Raw genomic sequence first — 22,600 nt, 5'->3', positions numbered from 1 at the left:
CCCGACGGGCACTGAGTCACCCGACCCACGGCGAGCGCTGTGACTCGAACCAGGTCGTCTCGACACTCTCCGCATCGGCGCCGAAGCTCGTGAAGGCCTCCTTCGCCGCGCCGACCCTGGCCTCGGTGACCCCGTCGATCAGGGCTGCGGTCTCCTGGTAGCGGGTCAGTTGGTGTGCGAGGAGCATCGGCCCGCCGTCGTCGAGCACCTCCGGCAGCGCCTCCCTGCGCACGACGATGGCGTCGTCGCTCGACCAGCGGCCGCCGAGCGCGGGGACAAGGTCTTCGGTGTGCTCCACGGCGACCCAGGGCACCTCGGCGGGAACCTGCACGTGGCCCGCGGGCGCCCCGAGGGTGTAGATGCCCTTGACGTCGTAATCCCCCGATGCGGCGAGGTTCGCCGCGAGGAGCCCGCCCTGGGAGTAGCCGGTGAGCTGGATCTCAGAGCCCTCCACCACCCCGGCGATCTCCATCGCCTCCTTCACAGCGCGGTACGACCCGGCGTCGCCTCCCGCGATCGACACCACGTTGCTGGTCATGTCCCACGGCTGGTCGGTGGCCGAGGGCGACGGGTCGATGGTTCCGCCGAGGTAGACCTCGAACCGGTCTGGCCTGCCTGGGCGCACGTAGCGGTCGACCCGCACCTGCGCGGCCGCGTGGGGAACGCGGTCGGCCCGGTCGGCGAAACCCTCGGCCCTGGTCGTCGGGGCGCCGCTGATGACCGGCCTGAGGAGGCCGGTCTCCCTCAGCAGGCCGACCGAACTGCCCGCGGCGACCACCGCCGACGCCGCGGTGTCGAGGCCCACCAACCCGAGGCCCTCATCGCCCGTGGCCCGCGCGACGGGCTGCGGCGTGCGGAGGAGCCCGGCACCCACGTCATCGGCACTCGAGACGCCGACCCTCAGCAGGTCGACCACGCGGGAATCGCTGAGTAGCGCCCTCGCCACCCGCGTGCCGTTCTCGCCGATGGCCTCGCGCATGGACCGCAGGTGTCGGTCGGGAATGATCCGGCTGAGGAGCAGGCCGGCCACCACCCCGCCCGTGACGGTCGCAGCGAACCCCGGAAGCATCAGCACCCCGATGGTGGAGCCGAAATACCCCAGCCCCAGTCCGATGTCGGCGGCGAGCAGCTGGCTGAGCCTGGCGGCAGATGCCTCCGTGATCCCGTAGCGGTCTGCGCTCGCCCGCACCGCGGAGGCGAGGATCGCACAGCGTTCCGCGGCCGCGGTCAACTGGGTCACGGCGTCGTCGATCGCCCGCTCCGCGCGCACGGCGCTCAACGGGGCGTCGCCGGCCCGCAGCATCCCCGGCGCCGTCCGATCGTTCGCCGAGGCGAGCCGCACCGCGCACTCGCCCATGAGCTCGCCCGCCGTCTCGATCGACGTGGCGTATTCGTAAAGGCTCGCCGTGCCGACGCCGACGACCCCGCCGCCTCCGATGACCAGCTCATCGGACACGGGCAGCCACGGTGTCGACGGCCTGCGCGGTGGTGGCCGCCGCGTCATCCACCGCAATACGGGCACCGGCCATCACCCGCCGCAGGTCGAGGATGCCGAGGTCGAAGAGCATTCTCGCGGGACCCCGCCAGTCGAGCCCACCCGTCGCGGCGACCGGGGGCTCGACCTCGGCGAGGCGCGACTGCACCGCGCCGAGGTGCGCAGCCTGCGAGCGGAGGGCCGCGAGCAGCAGCAGAGCGGCGGGGTCGGGCGCGGCAGGCAGGGCGACGGCGGGTTCGGCCGCCGCACCCAGTGCGGCAGTGGTACGCAGGGCGGGGTCAGGCAGGGCTTCCATGCCCGAATGCTGGCCCCGAACCGGCCCCCGTGACGCGAGCGTGAACGACGCGGTGCACGACGGTTGCGGGCGGTCGACGGGGAGGGATACCCGCGATGGTGCCTCGCCGGTGGGGTGCACAATGGGTCCATGAGCTTCGACCCCACCCTCAAAGAAGAGGCGTTGTTTCGAATCTGCTTCGTCTGCACCGGCAATATCTGCCGGTCCCCGATGGCAGAAGTCGTCTTTCGCGACCTGGTGAAGAAGCACGGGTACGAGAAGTCGATCTCGGTCGAGTCGGCGGGAACCGGCGACTGGCACGTCGGGGAGAATTCCGACGCGCGCACCGTCGCGGCGCTCGAGGCCCGCGGATACGACGGCACTGCCCACCGCGCCCGCCAGTTCGATCCGCAGTGGTTCGCTAAACTCGATCTCGTCGTGGTGTTCGACCGCAGCCAGGAGCGCATCATCAAGTCGTGGGCCGCATCGGATGCCGACCGCGGCAAGGTCGCCCTGTTCCTCAGCTTCGACCACGAGCAGGCCGACCAGGTCGACGTGCCTGACCCCTACTACTCCGACTCCGCATTCTTCGACACCGTGCTCAATTCCATCGAACGCGCGAGTGCCGCCCTGTTCAGCCAAATCAAGCCGGGCATCCGGCTGGGAGCCACATGACACTGCCCACCCAACCGCTCAGCCCCCTCGACGGCCGCTACCGCGCCGCGGTCTCCGGGCTCGGCGAATACCTCTCCGAAGCGGGCCTCAACCGCGCGCGCGTGCACATCGAGGTCGAGTGGCTGGTGTTCCTGACCGACCGCGAACTGTTCGGGTCACGGTCGCTCGACGACGCTCAGAAGACCGCGCTGCGCGCGCTGGTCACCGACTTCGACCAGCGGGCCATCGACGAACTGGGCACGCTCGAAGCGACCACCCGCCACGATGTCAAGGCCGTCGAGTACTACATGCGAGCCCACCTCGAGACGCTCGGACTCGGGGATGTCGCCGAGCTCACCCACTTCGCGTGCACGAGCGAAGACATCAACAACCTCGCGTACGCGCTGACCATCGCGCAGGCCATGCGCGAGGTGTGGCAGCCCGCCCTGACGGCCGTCATCGACGCCCTCGCGACGCGCGCCGTCACCCACCGCGCCGACGCGATGCTCGCGCACACCCACGGGCAGCCGGCGACGCCGACCACGGTCGGCAAGGAGTTTGCAGTGTTCGTGCACCGCCTGCGCCGGATCGCGACGCGCATCGACTCCACGCAGTACCTGGGCAAGTTCAGCGGCGCCACGGGTACCTTCGCGGCGCACGTCGCCGCCGACCCCGCACAGGACTGGCCGGCCCTCTCTCGCGAGTTCGTGACCGGCCTCGGCCTGGAGTGGAACCCGCTCACCACCCAGATCGAATCGCACGACTGGCAGGCGGAGCTCTACCAGGCGGTGAGCCACGCCAACCGCGTGCTGCACAACTTCGCGACCGACGCCTGGACCTACATCTCGCTCGGCTACTTCACGCAGATCCCGCAGGCCGGGGCCACCGGTTCGTCGACGATGCCGCACAAGATCAACCCGATCCGGTTCGAGAACGCCGAAGCGAACCTCGAGCTGTCGTCGGCGCTGCTCGACTCGCTGGCCGCGACACTCGTCACCTCGCGCCTGCAGCGCGACCTCACCGACTCGACGACGCAGCGCAACATCGGCGTCGCCCTCGGCCACTCCCTGCTCGCGCTCGACAACCTTCGCCGCGGCCTCGACGAGATCGCGGTCAACGGCGACCGCCTCGCCGCAGACCTCGACGCCAACTGGGAGATCCTCGGCGAAGCCATCCAGACGGTCATCCGCGCCGAGATCACCGCGGGGCGCTCGTCGATCGCCGACCCATACGCGATGCTCAAGGAGCTCACCCGCGGTCGTCGCGTCGGGCCCGACGAGCTGGCCGAGTTCGTGAACGGACTCGACATCGGCGACGACGCCAAGGCACGCCTCGCCGCCCTCACGCCCGCGGGCTACGTCGGGCTCGCCGACGAATTGGTCGATCAGCTGCTGTAGCGCCGGGTTCGGCAAGCGGGGGTTTACCTAGGGCAGAGGCCCGATGGATGCCGCGGCTACGGGCTCAGTGCCGCGGCGACGGCTCAGTGGGCCGACGGGCTCAGTGCCCTGACGCGCGGTCCTGCTCGTCGAGGTCGTCGCGCTCGTCACCGGTCGGCTTCGCGGCGAGCGCCAGCATCGCGAGGATCACCAGCGACACGATGAACACGACGCCGGTGAAGACGAGCGTCAGGATGAATTCCCGGGTCGACATGAGCACGATCAGGCCGACGAAGACGGCGAACACGCCGGCGAGCACCAGTAACTCGAGGGGGCGGAACCGGTCGCGAAGGCTGGGGGTTGTCACGGGGTATTGCCTTTCGCAGTGGTGCGTGAGGGGGCGGCAGAATCCTGCGGGCCCCACTTCGCCGAGAAGCCGACGATGAGGAGGTATACGGCAATGATCGCAGCGTAGGCTCCGAGCAACCCGACCGCGATGACCGAGGCGTCGAGCACCCTCGGCACGTCATCAGGTCCGACGAAGCGCTGCGCGAAGTCCGGCGGAATCAGCACCATGACCAGGGCCATCAGCATGGTGATCACGCCGACGGTGAGCCAGTCGGTCGATGCCGGGTGCGAGGTGGATGCGGGGCCGCTGGCTTGCTGTGCGGTGGCTGCCTGCGCGGTGGCTGGCTGCCTGGTGGATGCGGCGTGCCGACGCCGCGTGCGCAACCCGCTGTACGCCTCGAGGGCCCCGCTGAGCGCAGCCCACACGGTGACGACCAGGAACAGGCCCGCGACGGAGTCGGCGATCACCAGAGCGAGGGCGCCCATCAGCACGGTCACCACGCCCTGCGCCACGATGTACGGTCGCACCCCGGTGGACCGCAGGCGGAGCCACGCGAGAACGGCGATGGCGGCTCCGCACACCAGGCCGAAGACGCCGAAGGCGGTGAGTCCGAATGCGGCGGAATGGTCTGCCGAGAAGGTGATGACGATCGCGAGCACGGCGACCGGAATGGCGCGGATCACGGGAAGCGGCCAGTACGCGGCGCGCAGGGCTGGGTCGTCCGCAGTGATGGTCACAGGGTCGACCTCTTTCTGGTGGCGGGGCCCATCCAGTGTACGCGGGCACGTGGTGGCGGATCCCGGGCGAACGCCTGCGCCCTGGCGGCGGATACCGCACACCCTGTGCCGTCGTACCCGCACGCCTGCCTCGTCACGCTGCGCTGAGCGTCGCCGCTCGCCACCCCGCCGTCTGCTACCCCGCCGGTTGCTACCCCTCCGGTAGCTGTCCCGCCGCCGGTTGCTACCCCGGCGCCATGTCGGTGAACCGGGAGAAGTGCCCCTGGAAAGCGACGGTGATTGTGCGGGTCGGTCCGTTGCGGTGCTTGGCGACGATGAGGTCGGCCTCGCCGGCGCGGGGGTTCTCCTTCTCGTACGCACTCTCGCGGTGCAGCAGGATCACCATGTCTGCGTCTTGCTCGAGCGAGCCCGACTCGCGAAGGTCGGAGAGGGCCGGCATCTTGTCTGTGCGCTGCTCGGGCCCACGGTTCAGCTGCGACAGGGCGATCACCGGCACCTGCAGCTCCTTCGCCATGAGCTTGAGGGCACGGGAGAACTCGCTGACCTCCTGCTGGCGCGACTCGACGCGCTTGCCCGATGTCATGAGCTGCAGGTAGTCGATGATGACCATCTTGAGCCCGACCTTCTGCTTGAGGCGGCGACACTTGGCGCGGATCTCGACGAGGGTCATGTTGGGGCTGTCGTCGATGTAGAGGGGGGCGTCGTTGATGCGGCCGCGGGTGGCGGCGATCGTCGTCCAGTCGCGGGAGTCGACGGTTCCCTTGCGCATGTTCTGCAGGGGAACGGCCGACTCCGCCGACAGCAGGCGCATGGCGATCTCACTGCGCCCCATCTCGAGGGAGAAGAAGATCGACGGCATGTCGTGCTTGATGGATGCCCCGCGCGCGATGTCGAGCGCCAGCGTCGACTTACCGAGTGCCGGGCGGGCCGCGATGATGATCAGCTGGCCGCCGTGCAGGCCGTTGGTGAGCTCGTCGAGCTCGGCGAACCCGGTGGGCACGCCGGTCATCGATCCGTCGCGGCCCTTGGCTGCCTCGATCTCGTCGATGGCCGTCTCGACGGCGATGGTGAGCGGAATGAAGTCTTCTGCCTCGACACCGCCGGTGACGCCGTAGATCTCGGCCTGGGCGTTGTTGACGAGGTCGACGACCTCGCCCTCGCTCGCGTAGCCCATCTGCACGATGCGCGTACCCGCCTCGACGAGGCGGCGCAGCACGGCCTTCTCGGCCACGATCGACGCGTAGAAGCCGGCGTTGGCCGCAGTGGGCACGATGCCGGTGAGGGTGTGCAGGTAGTCGGCGCCACCCGCCCGGGAGAGTTCGCCGGTCTTGACGAGCTCGTCGGTGACGGCGATCACGTCGGTGGGCTCGCCGTGGGAGTACAGCGACAGGATCGCGTCGAAGATGAGCTCGTGGCGGGGCATGTAGAAGTCCACGGCGCGTGCGGACTCGATGACATCGGCGACCGCGTCTTTGCTCAGCAGCATGCCGCCGATGGCGCTCTGCTCGGCGAGGAGGTCGTGGGGTGGGGTGCGCTCGGAATGACGCTGCTGGTCGGAACGGGAATCGGACTTCTGGCCCGACCCGTTCGCGCCGTGGCCCGAACCCGCGAGTCCGAGATGTGTGATCGACACGATGAACCTCCTCTGTGTCTAGTAATGCCGCGGTCTAGTGATACCGCGCGCCAAGGACATTCGGGTCCGTCCCCCGATATGCCGAGTTCCCCCCGGATGAGAGGCGCCGTCACACATTAGGAAGACCGGGTGCGACGCGCCAAGAGGGCGAAATCATGCCTGTGGATAAACCTGTGCACTATCGGCGCGAATCGCCGGGAACCGTGTGGGGAACATGTGGAAACAACTGTGGACAACCCGGTGCCTCGAAAATAAATACCCACTTTGATCAGGTATTTGTACAGCCGCTGAGGGTGTGGAGAAACTTGTCTGAAGTTGACGTTGAAGGTTTGCATTGTGGAGGTGGCACTGTGCATAAATCGGTATCACACCCGACCAAAAAAGGCGATGCGCCAAGAAAATGATTCCTCGACACATCGCCTTTTGGTGATGTTCCACAGTGCCCCGTCACGGTCGCCACAACGAGGTGACGACGGCTGGCTGGACACTGCTGCTGCACTGCGGTGGAGCTGTACTGCAATGGAGCTGTACTGCGGTGGAGCGTGCTACTTCGCTGCAACGACCTTCAGGGTGATGGTCGCGGTGAGGTCGTCACGAAGGCGGATGGACGCCTCGTGCTCACCGGTCGCCTTGATGGCGTTGGTGATCTCGATCTTGCGACGGTCGACCGTACCGATGCCCTGTGCGGCAACGGCGTTGGCGATGTCCGACGCCTTGACCGAACCGAAGAGGCGTCCGCCGGCCCCGGCCTTGACGCTCAGCGACACGGTGGTCGCCTCGAGTCGGGCCTTGAGGTCCTTGGCTTCTTCGATGGTCGCGTGTTCGCGGGCGGTGCGGGCAGCCTTGATCTGTTCGATCTGCTTCTCGCCGCCGCGGCTCCAGGTCACGGCGAAGCCCTGGGGAACCAGGAAGTTGCGCGCGTAACCGTTCTTGACGTCGACGACGTCGCCGGGTGCACCGAGGCCGGTGACCTCGTGGGTGAGGATGAGCTTCGACATTTCAGTGGCTCCTAACGGCCTGAGCCTGCGTAGGGAAGGAGCGCCATTTCGCGGGCGTTCTTCACTGCACGAGCGATGAGTCGCTGCTCCTGGACGGAGACACCGGTGATGCGACGGGCGCGGATCTTTCCACGCTCGGAGATGAACTTGCGAAGGGTCGCGACGTCCTTGTAATCGATGACGCCGACGCGGATCGACTTCGCCGGGGCGGCGTTCTTGCCACCCTTCAGCGTGCGGGCGGGCTTGCGGCGATCGCCGCTGCTCTTTCCAGCCATGATGGTTTCTCTTTTCTTAGAGTTCTAATTCGGGGCGACCCGGTGTCGGCTGTGCGCCGACGCGGGTCACGAGTCGAGAAGGCCTAGAAGGGCGTCTCGTCGTTGAAGCTTCCTGGCGTGTTCCAGACGTCGTTGCCGCCACCGGACGCTGCGGCGGCGGGTGCCGACGGAGCCCACGGTTCTTCGGCTACCTGGCCACGGGGTGACTGCTGGCCACCACCGCCGCCGTTGCCGCCGCCCTCGCGGGCGGCACGAGTGATCTGCGCAGTGGCATACCGCAGCGACGGACCGATCTCGTCGACCTCGAGCTCGATGCTGGTGCGCTTCTCGCCCTCTTTGGTCTCGTAGGAGCGCTGCTTGAGGCGACCGGTCGCCACGACCCTGGTTCCCTTGGTGAGGGATCCCGCGACGTGCTCGGCGAATTCACGCCAGACGCTCGCGCGAAGGAACAGCGCTTCGCCGTCCTTCCAGTCGTTGGCTGCACGGTCGAAGCTGCGAGGCGTCGACGCGATGGTGAAGTTCGCAACCGCCAGACCGTTCTGCGTGTAACGCAGTTCCGGGTCGCCGGTGAGGTTACCCACCACGGTGATTACTGTTTCTCCAGCCATGTGCTACTCGGCGGCCTTTGCAGGAGCGGACGGCGCTGCGGGAGCGGACGGCGCTGCGGGAGCAGGTGCCGCGGCATCCGACTTCGGGGCCTCGGTCGCTGCGGGAGCCGCAGCGGCGTTGGCTGCCTTGCGAGCGGCCTTCTCGGCGGAGAGCTTGGCTGCCTCTTCGACCTGGGCGATGGCCTCTTCGGCGCGGAGCACCTTGGTGCGCATGACGGCTTCGCTGAGCTTCAGCTGGCGGTCGAGCTCGACGGTCGCGGCGGAGTTCGACGTGAGGGCGACGACGGCGTAGATGCCCTCGGTCTTCTTGTTGATCTCGTAGGCCAGGCGACGCTTGCCCCAGATGTCGACCTTGTCGATCGAGCCGCCATCGTTGCGGATGACGTTGAGGAACTTGTCAAGGCTGGGAGCGACGGTGCGCTCGTCGATCTCTGGATCGAGAATGACCATAAGTTCGTATTGCTGCATGACTAACCCACCTCCTTCGGACTGAACGGTCACAGACTCTCTGTGACAGGAGGGTTATATGTTGCCGCGGCGATTGCGCAATCCGATCGGGTCGAAAGTGTCAATCAAGTGCAGGCAACCTGCCTAGTGTAGTCAGTGCACCCAGCAACTATCAAGGAGCACTCCCCCATGTCACTTCGCGTTGCCATCGTCGGCGTCGGAAACTGCGCCAACGCGCTCGTTCAGGGCGTTACCTTCTACCGGAACGCCACGGCGGATGAAGTCATCCCCGGCCTCATGCACAACAGGTTCGGCCCGTACGCCGTCAGCGACATCGAGTTCGTCGCTGCCTTCGACGTGGATGCCGCCAAGGTCGGGGTCGACCTGGCCGAGGCCATCTGGGCCAGCGAGAACAACACCCTGCGGTTCGCGGAGGTGGAGACCACGAACGTGATCACCCAGCGCGGCCCCACGCTCGACGGACTCGGCGAGTACTACCGCGAGGCCGTCGAGGAGTCGGATGCCGCGCCCGTCGACGTCGCGCAGGCCCTCCGTGACTCCGGCGCCGAGGTTCTCGTCTGCTACCTCCCCGTGGGATCCGAGGACGCGGCCAAGCACTACGCGCAGGCCGCCATCGACGCCGGTGTCGCCTTCGTGAACGCGCTGCCGGTGTTCATCGCCAGCGACCCGGAATGGGCCGCCAAGTTCGAGGCCGCCGGCATCCCGATCGTCGGGGACGACATCAAGAGCCAGCTCGGCGCGACCATCACGCACCGCGTGCTCGCCCGCCTGTTCGAGGAGCGCGGGCTGGTGCTCGACCGCACTTACCAGCTCAACGTCGGCGGCAACATGGACTTCAGGAACATGCTCGAGCGCACGCGCCTGCAGTCGAAGAAGATCTCCAAGACGCAGGCCGTGACGAGCAACATCGACAACGAGATCAACGCCCGCGACGTGCACATCGGGCCCAGCGACCACATCCCGTGGCTCGACGACCGCAAGCTCGCGTTCGTGCGCCTCGAGGGCCACGGCTTCGGCGGCGCCCCGACCTCGCTCGAGTACAAGCTCGAGGTGTGGGACTCGCCGAACTCGGCCGGCGTCGTGATCGACGCGATCCGCGCAGCCAAGATGGCGCTCGACGCCGGCCAGGGCGGACCGGTGGAGGCGGCATCCGCCTACTTCATGAAGTCCCCCGCGGTGCAGTACCCCGACCCGGTGGCCCGCGAGATGCTCGAGAAGTTCATCGCCGACCTGAGCTAGCTGTACTGCTGACTGCGTGGCTGAGCCGACCCGCACTGAGCCAGAGTCAGGCGCGGGCGGCCCACCAGGCGCGTAGGCGCTCCTCGGCGATCGCGGCATCGAGCGGGCCCTCGTCGAGGCGCACCTCGAGCAGGTAGCGGTAGGCCTCGCCGACGTCGCGGCTCGGACCGATGCCGAGGATGCGCATGATCGCCTCGCCGTCGAGGTCGGGGCGGATCGCTGCGAGCTCCTCCTCTTCCGACAGGGCGCGGATGCGCTCTTCGAGGTCGTCGTAGGCGAACGACAGCCGGTCGGCCTTGCGCCGGTTGCGGGTCGTCACGTCGGCGCGCACCAGGATGTGCAGGCGGTCGAGCAGGGGACCCGCGTCTCGGGCGTACCGGCGAACGGCCGAGTCGGTCCACGCCGCGTCGGTGTAGCCGAAGAAGCGCAGGTGCAGCTCGATGAGCCGGCTCACATCACCGATGAACTGCTTGTCGAAGCGCAGCGCCTTGAGCCGGCGACCGGCGAGCTTCGCGCCGACCACGTCGTGGTGGTGGAAGGTGACGACCCCGCCGGACTCGATGCGCTTGGTCGACGGCTTGCCGATGTCATGCAGCAGGGCGGCCATGCGCAGTACCAGGTCGGGCGACGGGTGATCGCGCTCCGCCTTCAGCTCGATCGCCTGGTCGAGCACGGTGAGGCTGTGCTCGTAGACGTCCTTGTGGTGGTGGTGCTCGTCGATCTCGAGCCGGAGCGCCGGCAGTTCCGGCAGCACGATGGCGGCGAGCCCGGTGGCCACGAGCAGCTCGAGGCCAGCCCTGGGCGACGGGGTGAGCAGCAGCTTCGACAGCTCGTCGCTGATGCGCTCCACCGACACGATGTCGATGCTCGGGGCCAGCGCGGTCATCGCTCGCTGCGTATCGTCGGCGACGGTGAACCCGAGCTGGCTGGTGAAGCGGGCGGCCCGAAGCATCCGTAGCGGGTCGTCTCCGAACGACTGCTCCGCAGACGCGGGCGTGACGATGCGTGATGCGAGCAGGTCGTCGAGGCCGCCAGACGGGTCGACGAGCACCTGCGACGGCAACCGCAGCGCTATTGCGTTGATGGTGAAGTCGCGGCGCACCAGGTCGCCCTCGAGGGTGTCGCCGAACTCGACGACCGGCTTACGGCTCGCGCCGTCGTAGGCGTCGGTGCGGTAGGTGGTGATCTCGACGGTGTGTCCGGCGATGCGGGCGCCGATGGTGCCGAACTCGCGGCCGATGTCCCAGTGGGTGTCGGCGATGGGCTCGATGATCTCGAGGATGCGGTCGGGGCGCGCACTGGTGGCGAAGTCGAGGTCGTTGAGCGCGCGTCCGATGAAGGCGTCGCGCACCGGGCCGCCGACCAGGGCGAGCTCCTCGCCGGCCTTCTCGAAGGCTGCCGACAGGCGCGAGATGTGGGGTGCGGATGCCAGATCCGCGAGTCGCTGCACGGCCGAAGCGACGGATTCCATGGTGCCCAAGCTTGCCACACCGGTCGACGGGCGGGTGCGGGCCAGCCTCCCGGGCACCCCGGCGGCCACACCCTAGAATCGCTTCATGCGGGCCGAGCGGATGCAGTCGGGCCGCTCTCTCCCATGAAAAATCTCCCTCTCCTCGCCGCTCTGGCCCTCGCGGTCGGGTCGTTCGTCGCGCCGGTCGCCGCGCCCGCAGCGCCGGCCGCCGCGCGCGTTCCGATTGCGGAAGCGACGGTCGCGGCAGCAGTGCCGGCGGAGACGACGCAGGAGACGACCACGGCGGCCTCCGGCATCCCCGTCGACGGCGGTGCCCTGGCGGTGACCGCCGTTCCCGACAACTTCGGGGTGATCGGGGCCGACGACGACCTCACCATCACGGTCGTGCTCACCAACAACTCCGGTGCCCTCGTGCAGGCGGGCAACGCCGCGGTGTCGATCGACGACGCCGCAGCCACCGACCGGGCGGCATTCGCCGACTGGCTCGCCACCGGCACGAGCGACAGCGACGACGACGACAGCAACGGGCAAGGCAGCGCGGGCGGCACCGACGCGAACGACAGCGTCGCCACGGTTCCCACGCCCGTGGTGCTGCCCGGCCAGTCGGTGACCCTGCCATCCATCGTCATCCCCGACGCCGACATCGGCATCGACCCGGCCAGCGGGTTCGGGGTCTACCCCGCGGTCGTGCAGGTCGACGCACCCGCCGCATCCGCGCAGGCGCGCACTGCCGTCATCCATAACCCGGTGGATGCCGAGGCGCCCGCCGCGACCTCCCTCGCGGTCGCCGTTCCGCTCGTGCTGCCCGCCGACGCACCGGCTCTGCCCGGGGCCGAACTGATCGGCACCTGGACCGCAGAGGGCGGCATCCTCGACCAGCAGCTCGACCGGCTCTACGCGCAGCCCGTCGCGATCGGCATCGACCCGCGCATCCAGGCGTCGATCCTCGCCCTCGGCGACACCGCCCCCGAATCGGCCCTCGACTGGCTGCGCCGCCTCGCGGTGGTGCCGAACACCACCTTTCCGCTCGCCTGGGCGGATTCCGACATCGCCGCCACCAGCCAGGCCGGCGCCGGGGTGCTCGCGCCCACCAGGGTCCCGATCGATGCGAGCCGCTTCGCCGAGCCCGAGGACACCGACGATGTGGATGACGCCTCCGGCGACACCGGAGGGGCAAACGGGCAGGGCGGCGAGAACGACGACTCCGCGGGCGACGGGCAGGGCACGGGTGACAGCGCGTCGCCGTCCCCGAGCAACGGCCCCGACGCCGATCCGCCGGCCGAACCTCCGCTGCCCACGCTCGACCAGCTACTCGACTGGAACTACACCTTCGACTCCATCGCCTGGCCGGCCGGCGGATCCGTTGTCGCGGCCGACCTCGACACCTTCGCTGGCGCGGGGTTGACCACCACCATCGTCGAGTCCGCAAACCTGGCCTACGCAGACCCGGCGGCCGCCCCGTCGGCGGCGGGCGTCGCCGCGGGGAGTGAGGGCACTCACCGGGTGCTGGTCGCCGACACCGAGGTCTCCGACCTGCTGCACGACGCGGTCACCGCCACCGACGTGACCGGGTGGCAGTCCGCCGTGACCCGCTTGAGCGCGTCCCTTGCGGTGCTGGGTGTCGAGCAGGGCGGCGTCGGGCAGAGCGGTGCGGGCCAGGACAACGCCGACGGCGCACCCGTGCTGCTCGCGACCCTCGACCGCTCGACGCCCACGGAGTCCAACCGGCTGTCGGAGACCCTCGCCGCGGTCAACTCGACCGCCTGGGTCGGGTCGACCGGAATCGCCGCCGCCACCGAGTCGTCGACCCCCACCGAGGTGAGCATCGTCGACACGCCCGTCGGCGCCGACCGCCGCTCCGGAATCGACGCGCTGCTCGCCGCCGAGGCCGCGGTGGGCCCGTTCTCGTCGGTGCTCACCGATCCCTCCCCCATCACCGGAGAACGTCGGCTCGCACTCCTGGCCGCGACGTCGCTGGGCTGGACTACGCCAGCCGCCGCCGAGTCCTGGCCCACCGCCGTGCAGGAGTACGTCGACGCGTCGAACCGCATCACGTCGTCGGTCAGCGTGGTCGCGAGCAGCAGCACGATCAACCAGTTCTCCGACAACCAGCCGCTGCCCATCACCATCGCCAACGAGCTGGCCTACCCGGTCACCGTGCAGGTGCGCGTGCAGCCGGCGACGGCCATCCTCGACGTGACCGACTCCAGCGTCGAGGTCGTCGTCGAAGCCGACTCGCAGACCAGGGCGGCCATCCCCGCCGTCTCGGTGGCCAACGGGCAGGTCACCATCTCGACCACGCTCTACAGCCCGACCGGCGTGCAGATCGGGCAGCCCACCTACACGACCATCAACGTCCAGGCCGGCTGGGAGACCGCGGCGACCGCGGTGCTCGGCGGCTTCCTCGTCATCGTCTTCGCCCTCGGGGTGGTGCGCACCGTGCGCCGACGTCGCAGGGCCAGGCGGGAGAAAGTGGATGCCACGGCAGACCAGACAGCGGAGACCCATGACTGACGCCCCCCGCGACCCCGTTCCCGACCCCACCCCGTCTGGCCTGGGCCGCGCCAGCGCACTGCTCGCATCGGGAACACTCGTCTCGCGCATCCTCGGTTTCGTCAAGGCGATCGTGCTCGCCGCGACCATCGGGCAGGTGGGCAGCGCCGCCGGCAACGCCTTCGCGGTCGGCAACCAGCTGCCGAACAACATCTACGCGCTGATCGCCGGCGGTGTCCTCGGGGCGATCCTGGTGCCTCAGATCGTGCGGGCGGGCCTGCACGACGATGGCGGCCAGCGGTTCATCAACAAGATCGTCACGCTCGGCGCGACGGTGTTCATCGTCATCGCCATCCTGGCGACCCTCGCCGCTCCGCTGCTGGTCGCCCTCTACGCCCAGTCCAGCGCCGACGGGGAGCGCGGGTTCACCCCGGAGGGTATCGCCCTGGCAACCGCGTTCGCGTACTGGTGCCTGCCGCAGGTGCTGTTCTATGCGCTGTACAGCCTGCTCGGCGAGGTGCTGAACGCCCGCAAGGCGTTCGGGCCGTTCACCTGGGCGCCGGTACTCAACAACGTCGTCGCCATCGCCGGTCTCGTCGCGTTCTCCATCCTGTTCGGGGGCGCAGCGGAGAACAGCGACGTCGCGGTGTGGGACACCGACCGCATTGCCGTGCTCGCCGGCACCACCACCCTCGGCGTCGCAGCGCAGGCGGCCGTGCTCGTGCTGTTCTGGCGCCGCGCCGGCCTCTCCTTCCGGCCGGACTTCCGCTGGAGGGGCGTCGGGCTGCGCCGCACCGGCCGCTCGGCCGGGTGGGTGTTCGGCATGATCCTGGTCACCCAGGTCGCGGGCATCTTCCAGAGCAACGTCGCCTCGATCGCCGCCGACAACGGGCCGGGACTCTTCGCCCTGTCGAACTCGTGGCTCATCTTCATGCTGCCGCACTCGGTCATCGCCGTGTCGATCGCCACCGCGTACTTCACCCGCATGAGCGGTCACGCCACGACCGGCAACATGGACGGCGTACGCGACGACGTGTCGGCGTCCCTGCGGTCGATCGGCCTGCTCGTGATGCTGGCGGCCGCCGCCCTGCTGGTGGCCGCCATCCCCTTCGCCGCCGTGTTCGAGACCGACTACGACAACGCCGTCGCCATGGCGTGGGTCATCATGGCCTTCCTCGTGGGGCTGGTGCCGTTCAGTGCGGTCTTCGTGATGCAGCGCGTCTTCTACTCGCTCGAAGACACCCGTACCCCGTTCTTCGTCGAGACGGTCAAGGCCGGCCTCTTCATCATCGGCGCCCTCATCGTCTCGACGCTGCCCACCGACCGCATCGGCGTGGGTATCGCAGCGGTGACCACCCTCGCGGGCCTCGCGCAGGCGGTGCTGACCTTCGTGCTGCTGCGCCGCCGGCTCGGGCACATGGGAGGCCGCCTCATCCTCCGCCGCCACGTGCAGTACGTCGTGGCGAGCCTCCCCGCCGCCGCGGTCGGTGTCGGGGTGCTGCTGCTGCTCGGCGGCCTCGACCCGACCGGCTTCGCCCACGCCAACCGGTACGCGGCGATCCTCACCGTCGCGGTGATCGGCGCCGTCATGGCCGGCGTCTACTTCGCGGTGCTCCTGGTGATGAGGGTGCCGGAGCTCGACGGAGTCGTACAGATCGTCAGCCGCCGCATCCGTCGCCGTCGCTGACCTGGGCACGCGCTGACCTGGCAGTCGCGGACTCGGGCAGGCGCGAGAGGGCACACCGGGCACCGCGCCGCGGCCACCTTCCCGGAATACGCGGACATTAGGATGCGTTACATCGAGCGACCCGGAATACCGGGCCACCCTCCCCGCTATCGCATTGGAGATCACGTTGCGCCAGGTCATCATCATCGGCTCAGGACCGGCCGGGTACACCGCCGCGATCTACGCCGCTCGAGCGAATCTGTCGCCGCTGCTCATCGCGAGCTCGGTCGAGGCGGGTGGCGAGCTCATGAAGACCACCGAGGTCGAGAACTTCCCCGGGTTCCCCGAGGGAATCATGGGCCCGGAGCTCATGCTGAACATGCAGGCGCAGGCCGAGCGATTCGGCACCGAGATCATCCTCGACGACGTCGAATCCGTCGACCTGACCGGTGACGTCAAGCGCGTGACCCTCGGCAACGGCGACGTGCACGAAGCCCTCTCGGTGATCTACGCCACCGGATCGGCCTACCGCAAGCTCGGCATCTCCGACGAGGAGCGCCTCAGCGGATACGGCGTCTCGTGGTGCGCCACCTGCGACGGGTTCTTCTTCCGCCAGAAGACGATCGCGGTCGTCGGCGGTGGAGACTCCGCGATGGAGGAGGCCTCGTTCCTCACCAAGTTCGCCGACAAGGTGTACCTGATCCACCGCTCGGACAAGCTCCGCGCCTCGAAGATCATGCAGGACCGCGCCCACGCCAACCCGAAGATCGAGTTCCTCTTCAACAAGACGGTCGAGCACATCTACGGCGACACCCAGGTGACCGGCGTCGGACTCCGCGACACCGTCGACGGCACCGAGACCACGGTCGACCTCAGCGGACTGTTCATCGCGATCGGCAACGACCCGCGAACGCACCTCGTGCACGGCCAGGTCGACCTGACCGCAGACGGCACCATCGCCGTTCAGGGTCGCACCTCGCGCACCAGCATCCCCGGCGTCTTCGCCGCGGGCGACGTGCTCGATGTCACCTACCGCCAGGCCGTCACCGCCGCCGCATCGGGAACCGTCGCGGCCCTCGACGTCGAGCACTACCTCGCGTCGCTGCCCGCCGAGATCCTCGAAACCGCCAGCGCCTGATCCAGGCGCCCCGCCCCACACGCATCCCAGACCCAGACCAACGCAGAGAGAAGAAAAAATGTCCCAGGCTACCGCTGTTACCGACGCCACCTTCGAGTCCGAGGTCCTCGGTTCCGACAAGACGATCCTCGTGGACTTCTGGGCGGAGTGGTGCGGCCCGTGCCGCGCCGTCAGCCCCATCCTCGACCAGATCGCCGCCGAGCACTCCGACAAGATCACCGTCGTGAAGCTCGACGTCGACGCCAATCCCGAGACCGCCATGAAGTACCAGATCACCTCGATCCCGGCCATGAAGGTCTACCGCGGTGGCGAGGTCGTCAAGACCGTCATCGGTGCCAAGCCCAAGGGCGCCCTCGAGGCGGAGCTCGCAGACTTCCTGGCGTAACCCGCTCGCACCACCACGCGACTGGCCCGCCCACCTTTGTGGGCGGGCCATTTTGCATCCCCTATTCTTGACGAATCACGGCACGGCGAGTACGTGTCCGCGACACCCCGTCCCCTTCGACCAATCGGATACGGCATGACATCGCACGGCATCGCGCAGGGATCATCGAGCACCAACCTCGACCCGTGGTACCACCACTACGCAGACCGTGCGGCAGGCCTCAGCGCATCGGAGGTCCGGGCACTCTTCGCCGTGGCATCCAGGCCCGAAGTCGTCTCGCTCGCCGGGGGAATGCCATACGTGTCTGCCCTGCCCAGCGACCTGATCCGTTCGGCCTTCGACCGCGTGATGATCGAGTCCGGCCCGCAGGCCCTGCAGTACGGTTCCGGCCAGGGAACGCCAGCACTGCGCGAGCAGATCCTCGAGATGATGGCGCTCGAGGGCATCCACGGCAGCGTCGACGACGTCGTGGTGACCACCGGGTCGCAGCAGGGCCTCGACCTGGTCACGAAGCTGTTCATCAACCCCGGTGACGTCGTGCTCGCCGAAGCGCCCAGCTACGTCGGCGCGATCGGGGTATTCCGGTCGTACCAGGCCGAGATCAGCCATATCGCGATGGACGAGCACGGGCTCATCCCCGAGGCCCTGCGCGAGCGCATCGCCAGCCTCACCGCCGCGGGCAAGACCATCAAGTTCCTGTACACGATCCCGAACTTCCACAACCCGGCCGGCGTCACGCTCAGCTGGGAACGCCGGCTCGAGATCCTCGAGATCTGTCGCAGCCACCAGATCCTGGTGCTCGAAGACAACCCGTACGGCCTGCTCTACTTCGACGCGCCGCCGCCGCAGGCCATGCGGTCGGTCGACGAGGAGGGCGTGGTCTACCTCGGTTCGTTCTCGAAGACCCTCGCGCCCGGGTTCCGCATCGGATGGGCGCTCGCGCCGCACGCCATCCGCGAGAAGCTGATCCTCGCCAACGAGTCGGCGATCCTCTCCCCCAGTTCGTTCTCGCAGTTCGTCGTGTCGGAGTACCTGCGCACCGCGGACTGGAAGGGACAGATCGACACCTTCCGCGGGGTGTACCGCGATCGTCGCGACGCCATGCTCGAGGGGCTCAACGAGCACCTCCCGCACCTCAACTGGACAGTACCGAACGGCGGCTTCTACGTCTGGCTCGACCTGCCGGCGCCGCTCGACTCGAAATCGATGCTGCCCCGTGCGGTCAAGGAGCTGGTTGCCTACACACCGGGCACCGCCTTCTTCGCCAACGGCAACGGCAGGCAACAGATGCGACTGTCGTTCTGCTATCCGACACCGGATACCATCCGCCTCGGCATCCGTCGCCTCGCCGCCGTGATCAACGGCGAGATCGAACTGCTGAACACGTTCTCGCAGACCGGCCAGGTCGATGTCTCGCGGCGCAGCGAACGGGTCACCAACCCGCCGCCCGACATGAACTGATCCCGCTCCACCCGCCAGCAATATGCCGGCGATACCGCCTCTGACCAGCAACTCTAGGATCGGCCACCAGTGAACAAGACCCAAGCCAGAACCGTAGTCGTGCTCGCGGGCGGAATCTCCCACGAACGTGACGTGTCGCTGCGGTCGGGGCGTCGTGTCGCGGACGGACTCGCCGAGCACGGGGTCACCGTCATCATGAGGGACCCGGATGCCTCGTTGCTGGAGTTCCTCCGTGAGACCAGGCCCGACGCCGTATGGCCCGTACTCCACGGTGCCAGCGGAGAAGACGGGGCCCTCCGCTCCCTCCTCGACCTCTCGGGAATCGCCTACGTCGGCTCGGGCGCCGACGCCTGCCGCCTGGCATGGGACAAGCCGACCGCGAAGGTGCTCGTCGAACGTGCGGGCGTCTCGACCCCGCGCTCGATCACGCTGCCACGGGATGCGTTCCGCGAACTGGGGTCGAACAGCGTGCTCGAGATTCTGGGCGCGTCCTTTCCGGCGCCACTGGTCGTCAAGCCGGCCCGCGGCGGCTCGGCGCAGGGCGTGAGCATCGTCGGCGACCTCGCCGACCTCCCGCACGCCATGGTCGATGCCTACAACTACTGTGACGCACTCCTCGTCGAAGAGCAGGTGTTCGGTACCGAGATCGCGGTGGGCATCATCGACAGTGGCGACGGCCCGGTGGCTCTGCCCGCGGTCGAGATCCAGCCCGTCTCCGGTGTCTACACCTTCGAGGCCCGGTACACGGCGGGCGAGACCTATTTCTTCACGCCGGCTCGTCTCGCCGACGACGTCGCCGCCCGAGCCGCAGAGGCCGCGCTGCAGGCCCACAAGGCGTTGGGGCTACGGCACCTGTCGCGGATCGACATGATCGTCGACTCGAACGGCATCCCGCAGTTCCTCGAGGCCAGCGTCATCCCCGGCCTGACCGAGACGTCGCTCATGCCGCTCGCCCTCGAGGCAGCTGGCCACGACGTGGGCTGGCTCTACCAGGCCCTCGCAGAGACGGCGATCCGCGAGGCCAACTAGGCCAGGGGGCCAGGGCTGGCAGCAGCGCCAGCGCCAGCGCCAGGGTCAGGGTCAGGGTCAGGGTCAGGGTCAGGGTCTCAGGGTCAGCCGGCCTAGGCCCCGAAGCCCGGTTCGCCGAGTTCGCCGAGAATGCGGTTCAGGTCGCCCACGGTGGCGAAGTCGATGACCATCTGGCCCTTCCTCGCACCGAGGTTCACCTTGACTCTGGTGTTGAGGCGGTCGCCGAGCCGATCGGCGATCTCCGACAACTGCCCCTGGTGACGTCCCCCGGTGGCACGGGGTGCCCTGACCGGGGCCGCCCCCCTGGCTGCGGCGGCCTCTGCGGCGCGAACGGAGAGGTCCTCGTTCACGATCTTGGCCGCAAGGCGCTCCATTGCGTCCACATCGCCCACCGACAGGATCGCCCGCGCGTGGCCCGCGCTGAGGATTCCCGCGGCAACCCGCGCCTGGATCGATTCCGGCAGGCGCAGCAGCCTGATGGTGTTGGTGATCTGCGGACGCGACCGCCCGATGCGGGACGCGAGCTGGTCCTGCGTGATGCCGAAGTCCGACAACAGCTGCTGGTACGCCGACGCTTCTTCGAGCGGGTTCAGGTTCGCCCGGTGCAGGTTCTCCAGCAGTGCGTCGCGCAGCATCGCGTCATCCGCCGTGCTCTTGATGATTGCCGGGATGGTGTCGAGGCCCAGGATCTTGCTGGCCCGCAGGCGCCGCTCGCCCATGACCAGTTCGTAGCCCGGTGCGCCGTCACCGGAACCCGCGATCGGGCGCACCACGATGGGCTGTAGCACCCCGACTTCGCGAATGGACTCGACGAGCTCATTCAGCTCCTCCTGCGCGAAGACCGAGCGGGGCTGTACCGCGTTGGGAGCGATGCTGTCAGGTGACAGGGCGGCGAGGCGCGCCCCGGGAACGGAAACGAGCGTTTCACTTGATTCCTTCGTTGTTGGAAAGAAGACATCGACCGGGCGCTCGGCGCCTGGTTCATCGGTGGGAATGAGCGCGCCGATTCCGCGGCCGAGTCCTGTGCGTTTCGTGGCCATTAGTTCGGTACTCCTCGTCGCGCCATTTCGGCGGCTGCTTCTCGATACGACAGCGAACCTGCCGAGTTGGTGTCGTAGCTGATGACGGTCTGTCCGTAACTGGGTGCCTCGGATATCCGCACCGACCGGGGTATCAGCGTGCTGAGCACCTTATCTGGGAAATGCTCACGTACGTCGTCGGCAACCTGGTTGGCCAGGTTGGTACGGGAATCGAACATGGTCAGCAAGATGGTGGAGACCGTGAGCCGTGGGTTGAGGTGCTTGCCGATCATTGCCACGTTATTGAGCAACTGGCTCAGGCCCTCCAGGGCGTAGTACTCACACTGGATGGGGATGAGTACCTCGGTGGCCGCGACGAATGCGTTGATGGTCAGCAGCCCCAGGGATGGCGGGCAGTCGATGAAAACGTAGTGGAACGGCTCATCGGCCTCCTGCAGGAGCGTCGTCAGCGCGGTAGCCAACCGTTGTTCCCTCGCGACCATCGACACCAGCTCGATCTCCGCCCCCGCGAGGTGGATGGTAGCGGGAATGCAGTACAGGTGATCGAACTCCGGGCTCTTCTGCATCACCGACGCCATCGACGACTCGTCGACCACGACGTCATAGATGCTCGGGGTCTCGGCTCGATGCTCAACCCCCAGCGCCGTCGAGGCATTTCCCTGCGGATCCAGGTCGATCACCAGCACACGCGCACCCGACCGAGCGAAGGCCGCCGCCAGATTGACCGTTGTCGTGGTCTTTCCCACTCCGCCCTTCTGGTTCGCGACCGTGAATACACGCGTCGTGGCGGGTAGCGCGAGCTTTTCCTCGGCCAAGGCGGCCCTCCTCCTGGTCAATTGGCTGATTTCGCGCGCGAGAGGAGTGTCATCGTGAGCAAAACGACTGCTCGCGGCCGACGGGGCGCTGGCCATCGGTTCACTCTGGGGTGCCACAGCCTCGGTGGCAACAACTACGTCCGTTGTATTCTGTCTGGTGCGCCGTGGCCGCTTCATCGAGCGCTCTCGGGACGGCGATCGTTCGGACGATGTTTCACGTGAAACGTATGAGCTGTGGGGGGCATTCACACCACTGTAGTCGGGACCCCAAAGCCAGACGAATCTCGCGCCGCGTGTCCCGATGACCGTAGCGAGAACGGGGTCTAGCGAATGTTTCACGTGAAACACCACATATCGGTGGATTCGTTCGAGACCCATGTTTCACGTGAAACACGGTGCAAACGGGCACACATAACCGGGGCCCGTGGGGCTAAGACGTCGGTGGCAGAGCACAGGGCATGAATGAACGACTACCGACTGTCATCAACGCGTCCGATGCTCTCGGTGTGATCCCTTACGCGGCTTCCTGTGGCGGCCAACGCACGGCTTAACGCCCACCAGAGCCCATCGCTGGAAACGCGGTCCTGTCAACGAAGGGATAAACAACGTGTTTGATTGTCCGCGTTCTTCGATCAGCATCCGAACACGCAGAATTGATGCGAACTGGGGCCATCTGCACACCCAAATCGCCAATAGGGGAGTCCCACATCGGCTGCCAACCAATACAGCCTGCGCCAACGCACGATCGTGCATCGACATCGAACCCCGTCGCTATTGGGGAAGGAGACCGGGTTAACCCGCGGTAAAGCCAGCGATCGTCACCACGTGAACATGTCTATCCGACATCCGGACAGCGCCCTACAGAAAGCGGGTAGCACGAAGCTGTCTCGCACAGCTCATCAATGTGACAGGCCTGGCCCCATGCCCGCCCTGTCACATCACGAGCGCGACGAACCGACCAGGTCGAACCACATGCACGACTACACCCCGATACGG

The 22,600-nt window shown here is 67.8% G+C and carries 20 protein-coding genes and 1 pseudogene; 9 read left to right on the top strand and 12 right to left on the bottom strand.

The window, feature by feature from the left end; all coding sequences use genetic code 11:
* Window positions 1–16: 16 nt before the first annotated feature.
* Together G5S38_RS06970 and G5S38_RS06965 are read right to left on the bottom strand one after the other, a co-directional pair.
* Window positions 17–1,456: an alpha/beta hydrolase family protein gene (locus tag G5S38_RS06970; RefSeq protein WP_165066387.1), complete on the bottom strand. Its 1,440-nt coding sequence runs from the start codon at window positions 1,454–1,456 to the stop codon at window positions 17–19.
* Window positions 1,446–1,790, bottom strand: a complete 345-nt coding sequence (locus G5S38_RS06965) for a hypothetical protein (protein WP_165066384.1) — start codon at window positions 1,788–1,790, stop codon at window positions 1,446–1,448. The genes G5S38_RS06970 and G5S38_RS06965 overlap by 11 nt, the downstream gene beginning before the upstream one ends.
* Before the next feature lie 129 nt (window positions 1,791–1,919).
* Here G5S38_RS06965 and G5S38_RS06960 point away from each other — a divergent pair, with 129 nt between their 5' ends.
* Together G5S38_RS06960 and purB are read left to right on the top strand one after the other, a co-directional pair.
* Complete coding sequence (locus G5S38_RS06960; protein WP_165066381.1) at window positions 1,920–2,444, top strand: low molecular weight protein-tyrosine-phosphatase; 525 nt, start codon at window positions 1,920–1,922, stop codon at window positions 2,442–2,444.
* Window positions 2,441–3,820 (top strand): adenylosuccinate lyase, encoded by a 1,380-nt coding sequence (gene purB / locus G5S38_RS06955; protein WP_165066378.1) that lies wholly within the window; start codon window positions 2,441–2,443, stop codon window positions 3,818–3,820. Before G5S38_RS06960 ends, purB begins: the two co-directional genes overlap by 4 nt.
* A gap of 100 nt (window positions 3,821–3,920) precedes the next feature.
* Here purB and G5S38_RS06950 read toward each other — a convergent pair whose 3' ends face one another.
* The 7 genes and pseudogenes from G5S38_RS06950 to rpsF form a co-directional block, all read right to left on the bottom strand.
* On the bottom strand, window positions 3,921–4,166 hold the full coding sequence (locus G5S38_RS06950) for a hypothetical protein (RefSeq protein ID WP_165066374.1): 246 nt from the start codon (window positions 4,164–4,166) through the stop codon (window positions 3,921–3,923).
* Complete coding sequence (locus G5S38_RS06945) at window positions 4,163–4,885, bottom strand: hypothetical protein (RefSeq protein WP_165066371.1); 723 nt, start codon at window positions 4,883–4,885, stop codon at window positions 4,163–4,165. The genes G5S38_RS06950 and G5S38_RS06945 overlap by 4 nt, the downstream gene beginning before the upstream one ends.
* A 223-nt stretch (window positions 4,886–5,108) precedes the next feature.
* The gene (gene dnaB / locus G5S38_RS06940) at window positions 5,109–6,518 is read right to left on the bottom strand and encodes a replicative DNA helicase (protein WP_235928945.1); all 1,410 of its coding nucleotides are present in this window, start codon (window positions 6,516–6,518) and stop codon (window positions 5,109–5,111) included.
* A 545-nt stretch (window positions 6,519–7,063) separates the two neighbouring features.
* Window positions 7,064–7,516 (bottom strand): 50S ribosomal protein L9, encoded by a 453-nt coding sequence (gene rplI, locus G5S38_RS06935; RefSeq protein WP_165066368.1) that lies wholly within the window; start codon window positions 7,514–7,516, stop codon window positions 7,064–7,066.
* A gap of 11 nt (window positions 7,517–7,527) precedes the next feature.
* Window positions 7,528–7,791, bottom strand: coding sequence for a 30S ribosomal protein S18 (gene rpsR, locus G5S38_RS06930; protein WP_165066365.1), 264 nt, complete (start codon window positions 7,789–7,791; stop codon window positions 7,528–7,530).
* An 83-nt stretch (window positions 7,792–7,874) separates the two neighbouring features.
* Window positions 7,875–8,399, bottom strand: coding sequence for a single-stranded DNA-binding protein (locus G5S38_RS06925; RefSeq protein WP_165066362.1), 525 nt, complete (start codon window positions 8,397–8,399; stop codon window positions 7,875–7,877).
* 105 nt (window positions 8,400–8,504) lie between these two features.
* Window positions 8,505–8,867 (bottom strand): annotated as a pseudogene (rpsF, locus tag G5S38_RS06920) (30S ribosomal protein S6); the annotation flags it as partial.
* A gap of 168 nt (window positions 8,868–9,035) precedes the next feature.
* Between rpsF and G5S38_RS06915 the strand changes: the two are divergent.
* Window positions 9,036–10,106, top strand: a complete 1,071-nt coding sequence (locus tag G5S38_RS06915) for an inositol-3-phosphate synthase (protein WP_165066356.1) — start codon at window positions 9,036–9,038, stop codon at window positions 10,104–10,106.
* A 46-nt stretch (window positions 10,107–10,152) separates the two neighbouring features.
* Here the strand turns inward: G5S38_RS06915 and G5S38_RS06910 are convergent, their stop codons facing one another.
* Window positions 10,153–11,577 carry a CCA tRNA nucleotidyltransferase gene (locus G5S38_RS06910; RefSeq protein WP_165066353.1) on the bottom strand — a complete coding sequence of 475 codons (1,425 nt, stop codon included), beginning with the start codon at window positions 11,575–11,577 and terminating at the stop codon, window positions 10,153–10,155.
* 123 nt (window positions 11,578–11,700) lie between these two features.
* Between G5S38_RS06910 and G5S38_RS06905 the strand changes: the two genes are divergently transcribed.
* The 6 genes from G5S38_RS06905 (at window position 11,701) to G5S38_RS06880 (ending at window position 19,749) form a co-directional block, all read left to right on the top strand.
* Window positions 11,701–14,091: a DUF6049 family protein gene (locus G5S38_RS06905; RefSeq protein ID WP_165066350.1), complete on the top strand. Its 2,391-nt coding sequence runs from the start codon at window positions 11,701–11,703 to the stop codon at window positions 14,089–14,091.
* Window positions 14,084–15,757: a murein biosynthesis integral membrane protein MurJ gene (gene murJ / locus G5S38_RS06900; RefSeq protein ID WP_165066347.1), complete on the top strand. Its 1,674-nt coding sequence runs from the start codon at window positions 14,084–14,086 to the stop codon at window positions 15,755–15,757. The genes G5S38_RS06905 and murJ overlap by 8 nt, the downstream gene beginning before the upstream one ends.
* A 166-nt stretch (window positions 15,758–15,923) precedes the next feature.
* Entirely contained in the window at window positions 15,924–16,874 is a 951-nt protein-coding gene (gene trxB, locus G5S38_RS06895; RefSeq protein WP_165066403.1) for a thioredoxin-disulfide reductase, read from the top strand.
* Window positions 16,875–16,932: 58 nt separating this feature from the next.
* Window positions 16,933–17,259 (top strand): thioredoxin, encoded by a 327-nt coding sequence (trxA, locus tag G5S38_RS06890; protein ID WP_165066344.1) that lies wholly within the window; start codon window positions 16,933–16,935, stop codon window positions 17,257–17,259.
* Between the two features lie 135 nt (window positions 17,260–17,394).
* The gene (locus G5S38_RS06885) at window positions 17,395–18,720 is read left to right on the top strand and encodes an aminotransferase-like domain-containing protein (RefSeq protein ID WP_165066341.1); all 1,326 of its coding nucleotides are present in this window, start codon (window positions 17,395–17,397) and stop codon (window positions 18,718–18,720) included.
* 69 nt (window positions 18,721–18,789) lie between these two features.
* Window positions 18,790–19,749 (top strand): D-alanine--D-alanine ligase family protein, encoded by a 960-nt coding sequence (locus G5S38_RS06880; protein ID WP_165066338.1) that lies wholly within the window; start codon window positions 18,790–18,792, stop codon window positions 19,747–19,749.
* 92 nt (window positions 19,750–19,841) lie between these two features.
* Here G5S38_RS06880 and G5S38_RS06875 read toward each other — a convergent pair whose 3' ends face one another.
* Window positions 19,842–20,789 (bottom strand): ParB/RepB/Spo0J family partition protein, encoded by a 948-nt coding sequence (locus tag G5S38_RS06875; protein ID WP_165066335.1) that lies wholly within the window; start codon window positions 20,787–20,789, stop codon window positions 19,842–19,844.
* Complete coding sequence (locus G5S38_RS06870; RefSeq protein WP_165066332.1) at window positions 20,789–21,700, bottom strand: ParA family protein; 912 nt, start codon at window positions 21,698–21,700, stop codon at window positions 20,789–20,791. Before G5S38_RS06870 ends, G5S38_RS06875 begins: the two co-directional genes overlap by 1 nt.
* Between the last annotated feature and the right edge of the window lie 900 nt (window positions 21,701–22,600).

Origin of the sequence: Marisediminicola senii, from assembly GCF_011057645.1 — a bacterium.
Lineage (GTDB): Bacteria > Actinomycetota > Actinomycetes > Actinomycetales > Microbacteriaceae > Marisediminicola > Marisediminicola senii.
Note: the sequence above shows the minus strand (reverse complement) of the source record. Positions and strands in the feature narration are given on the sequence as shown.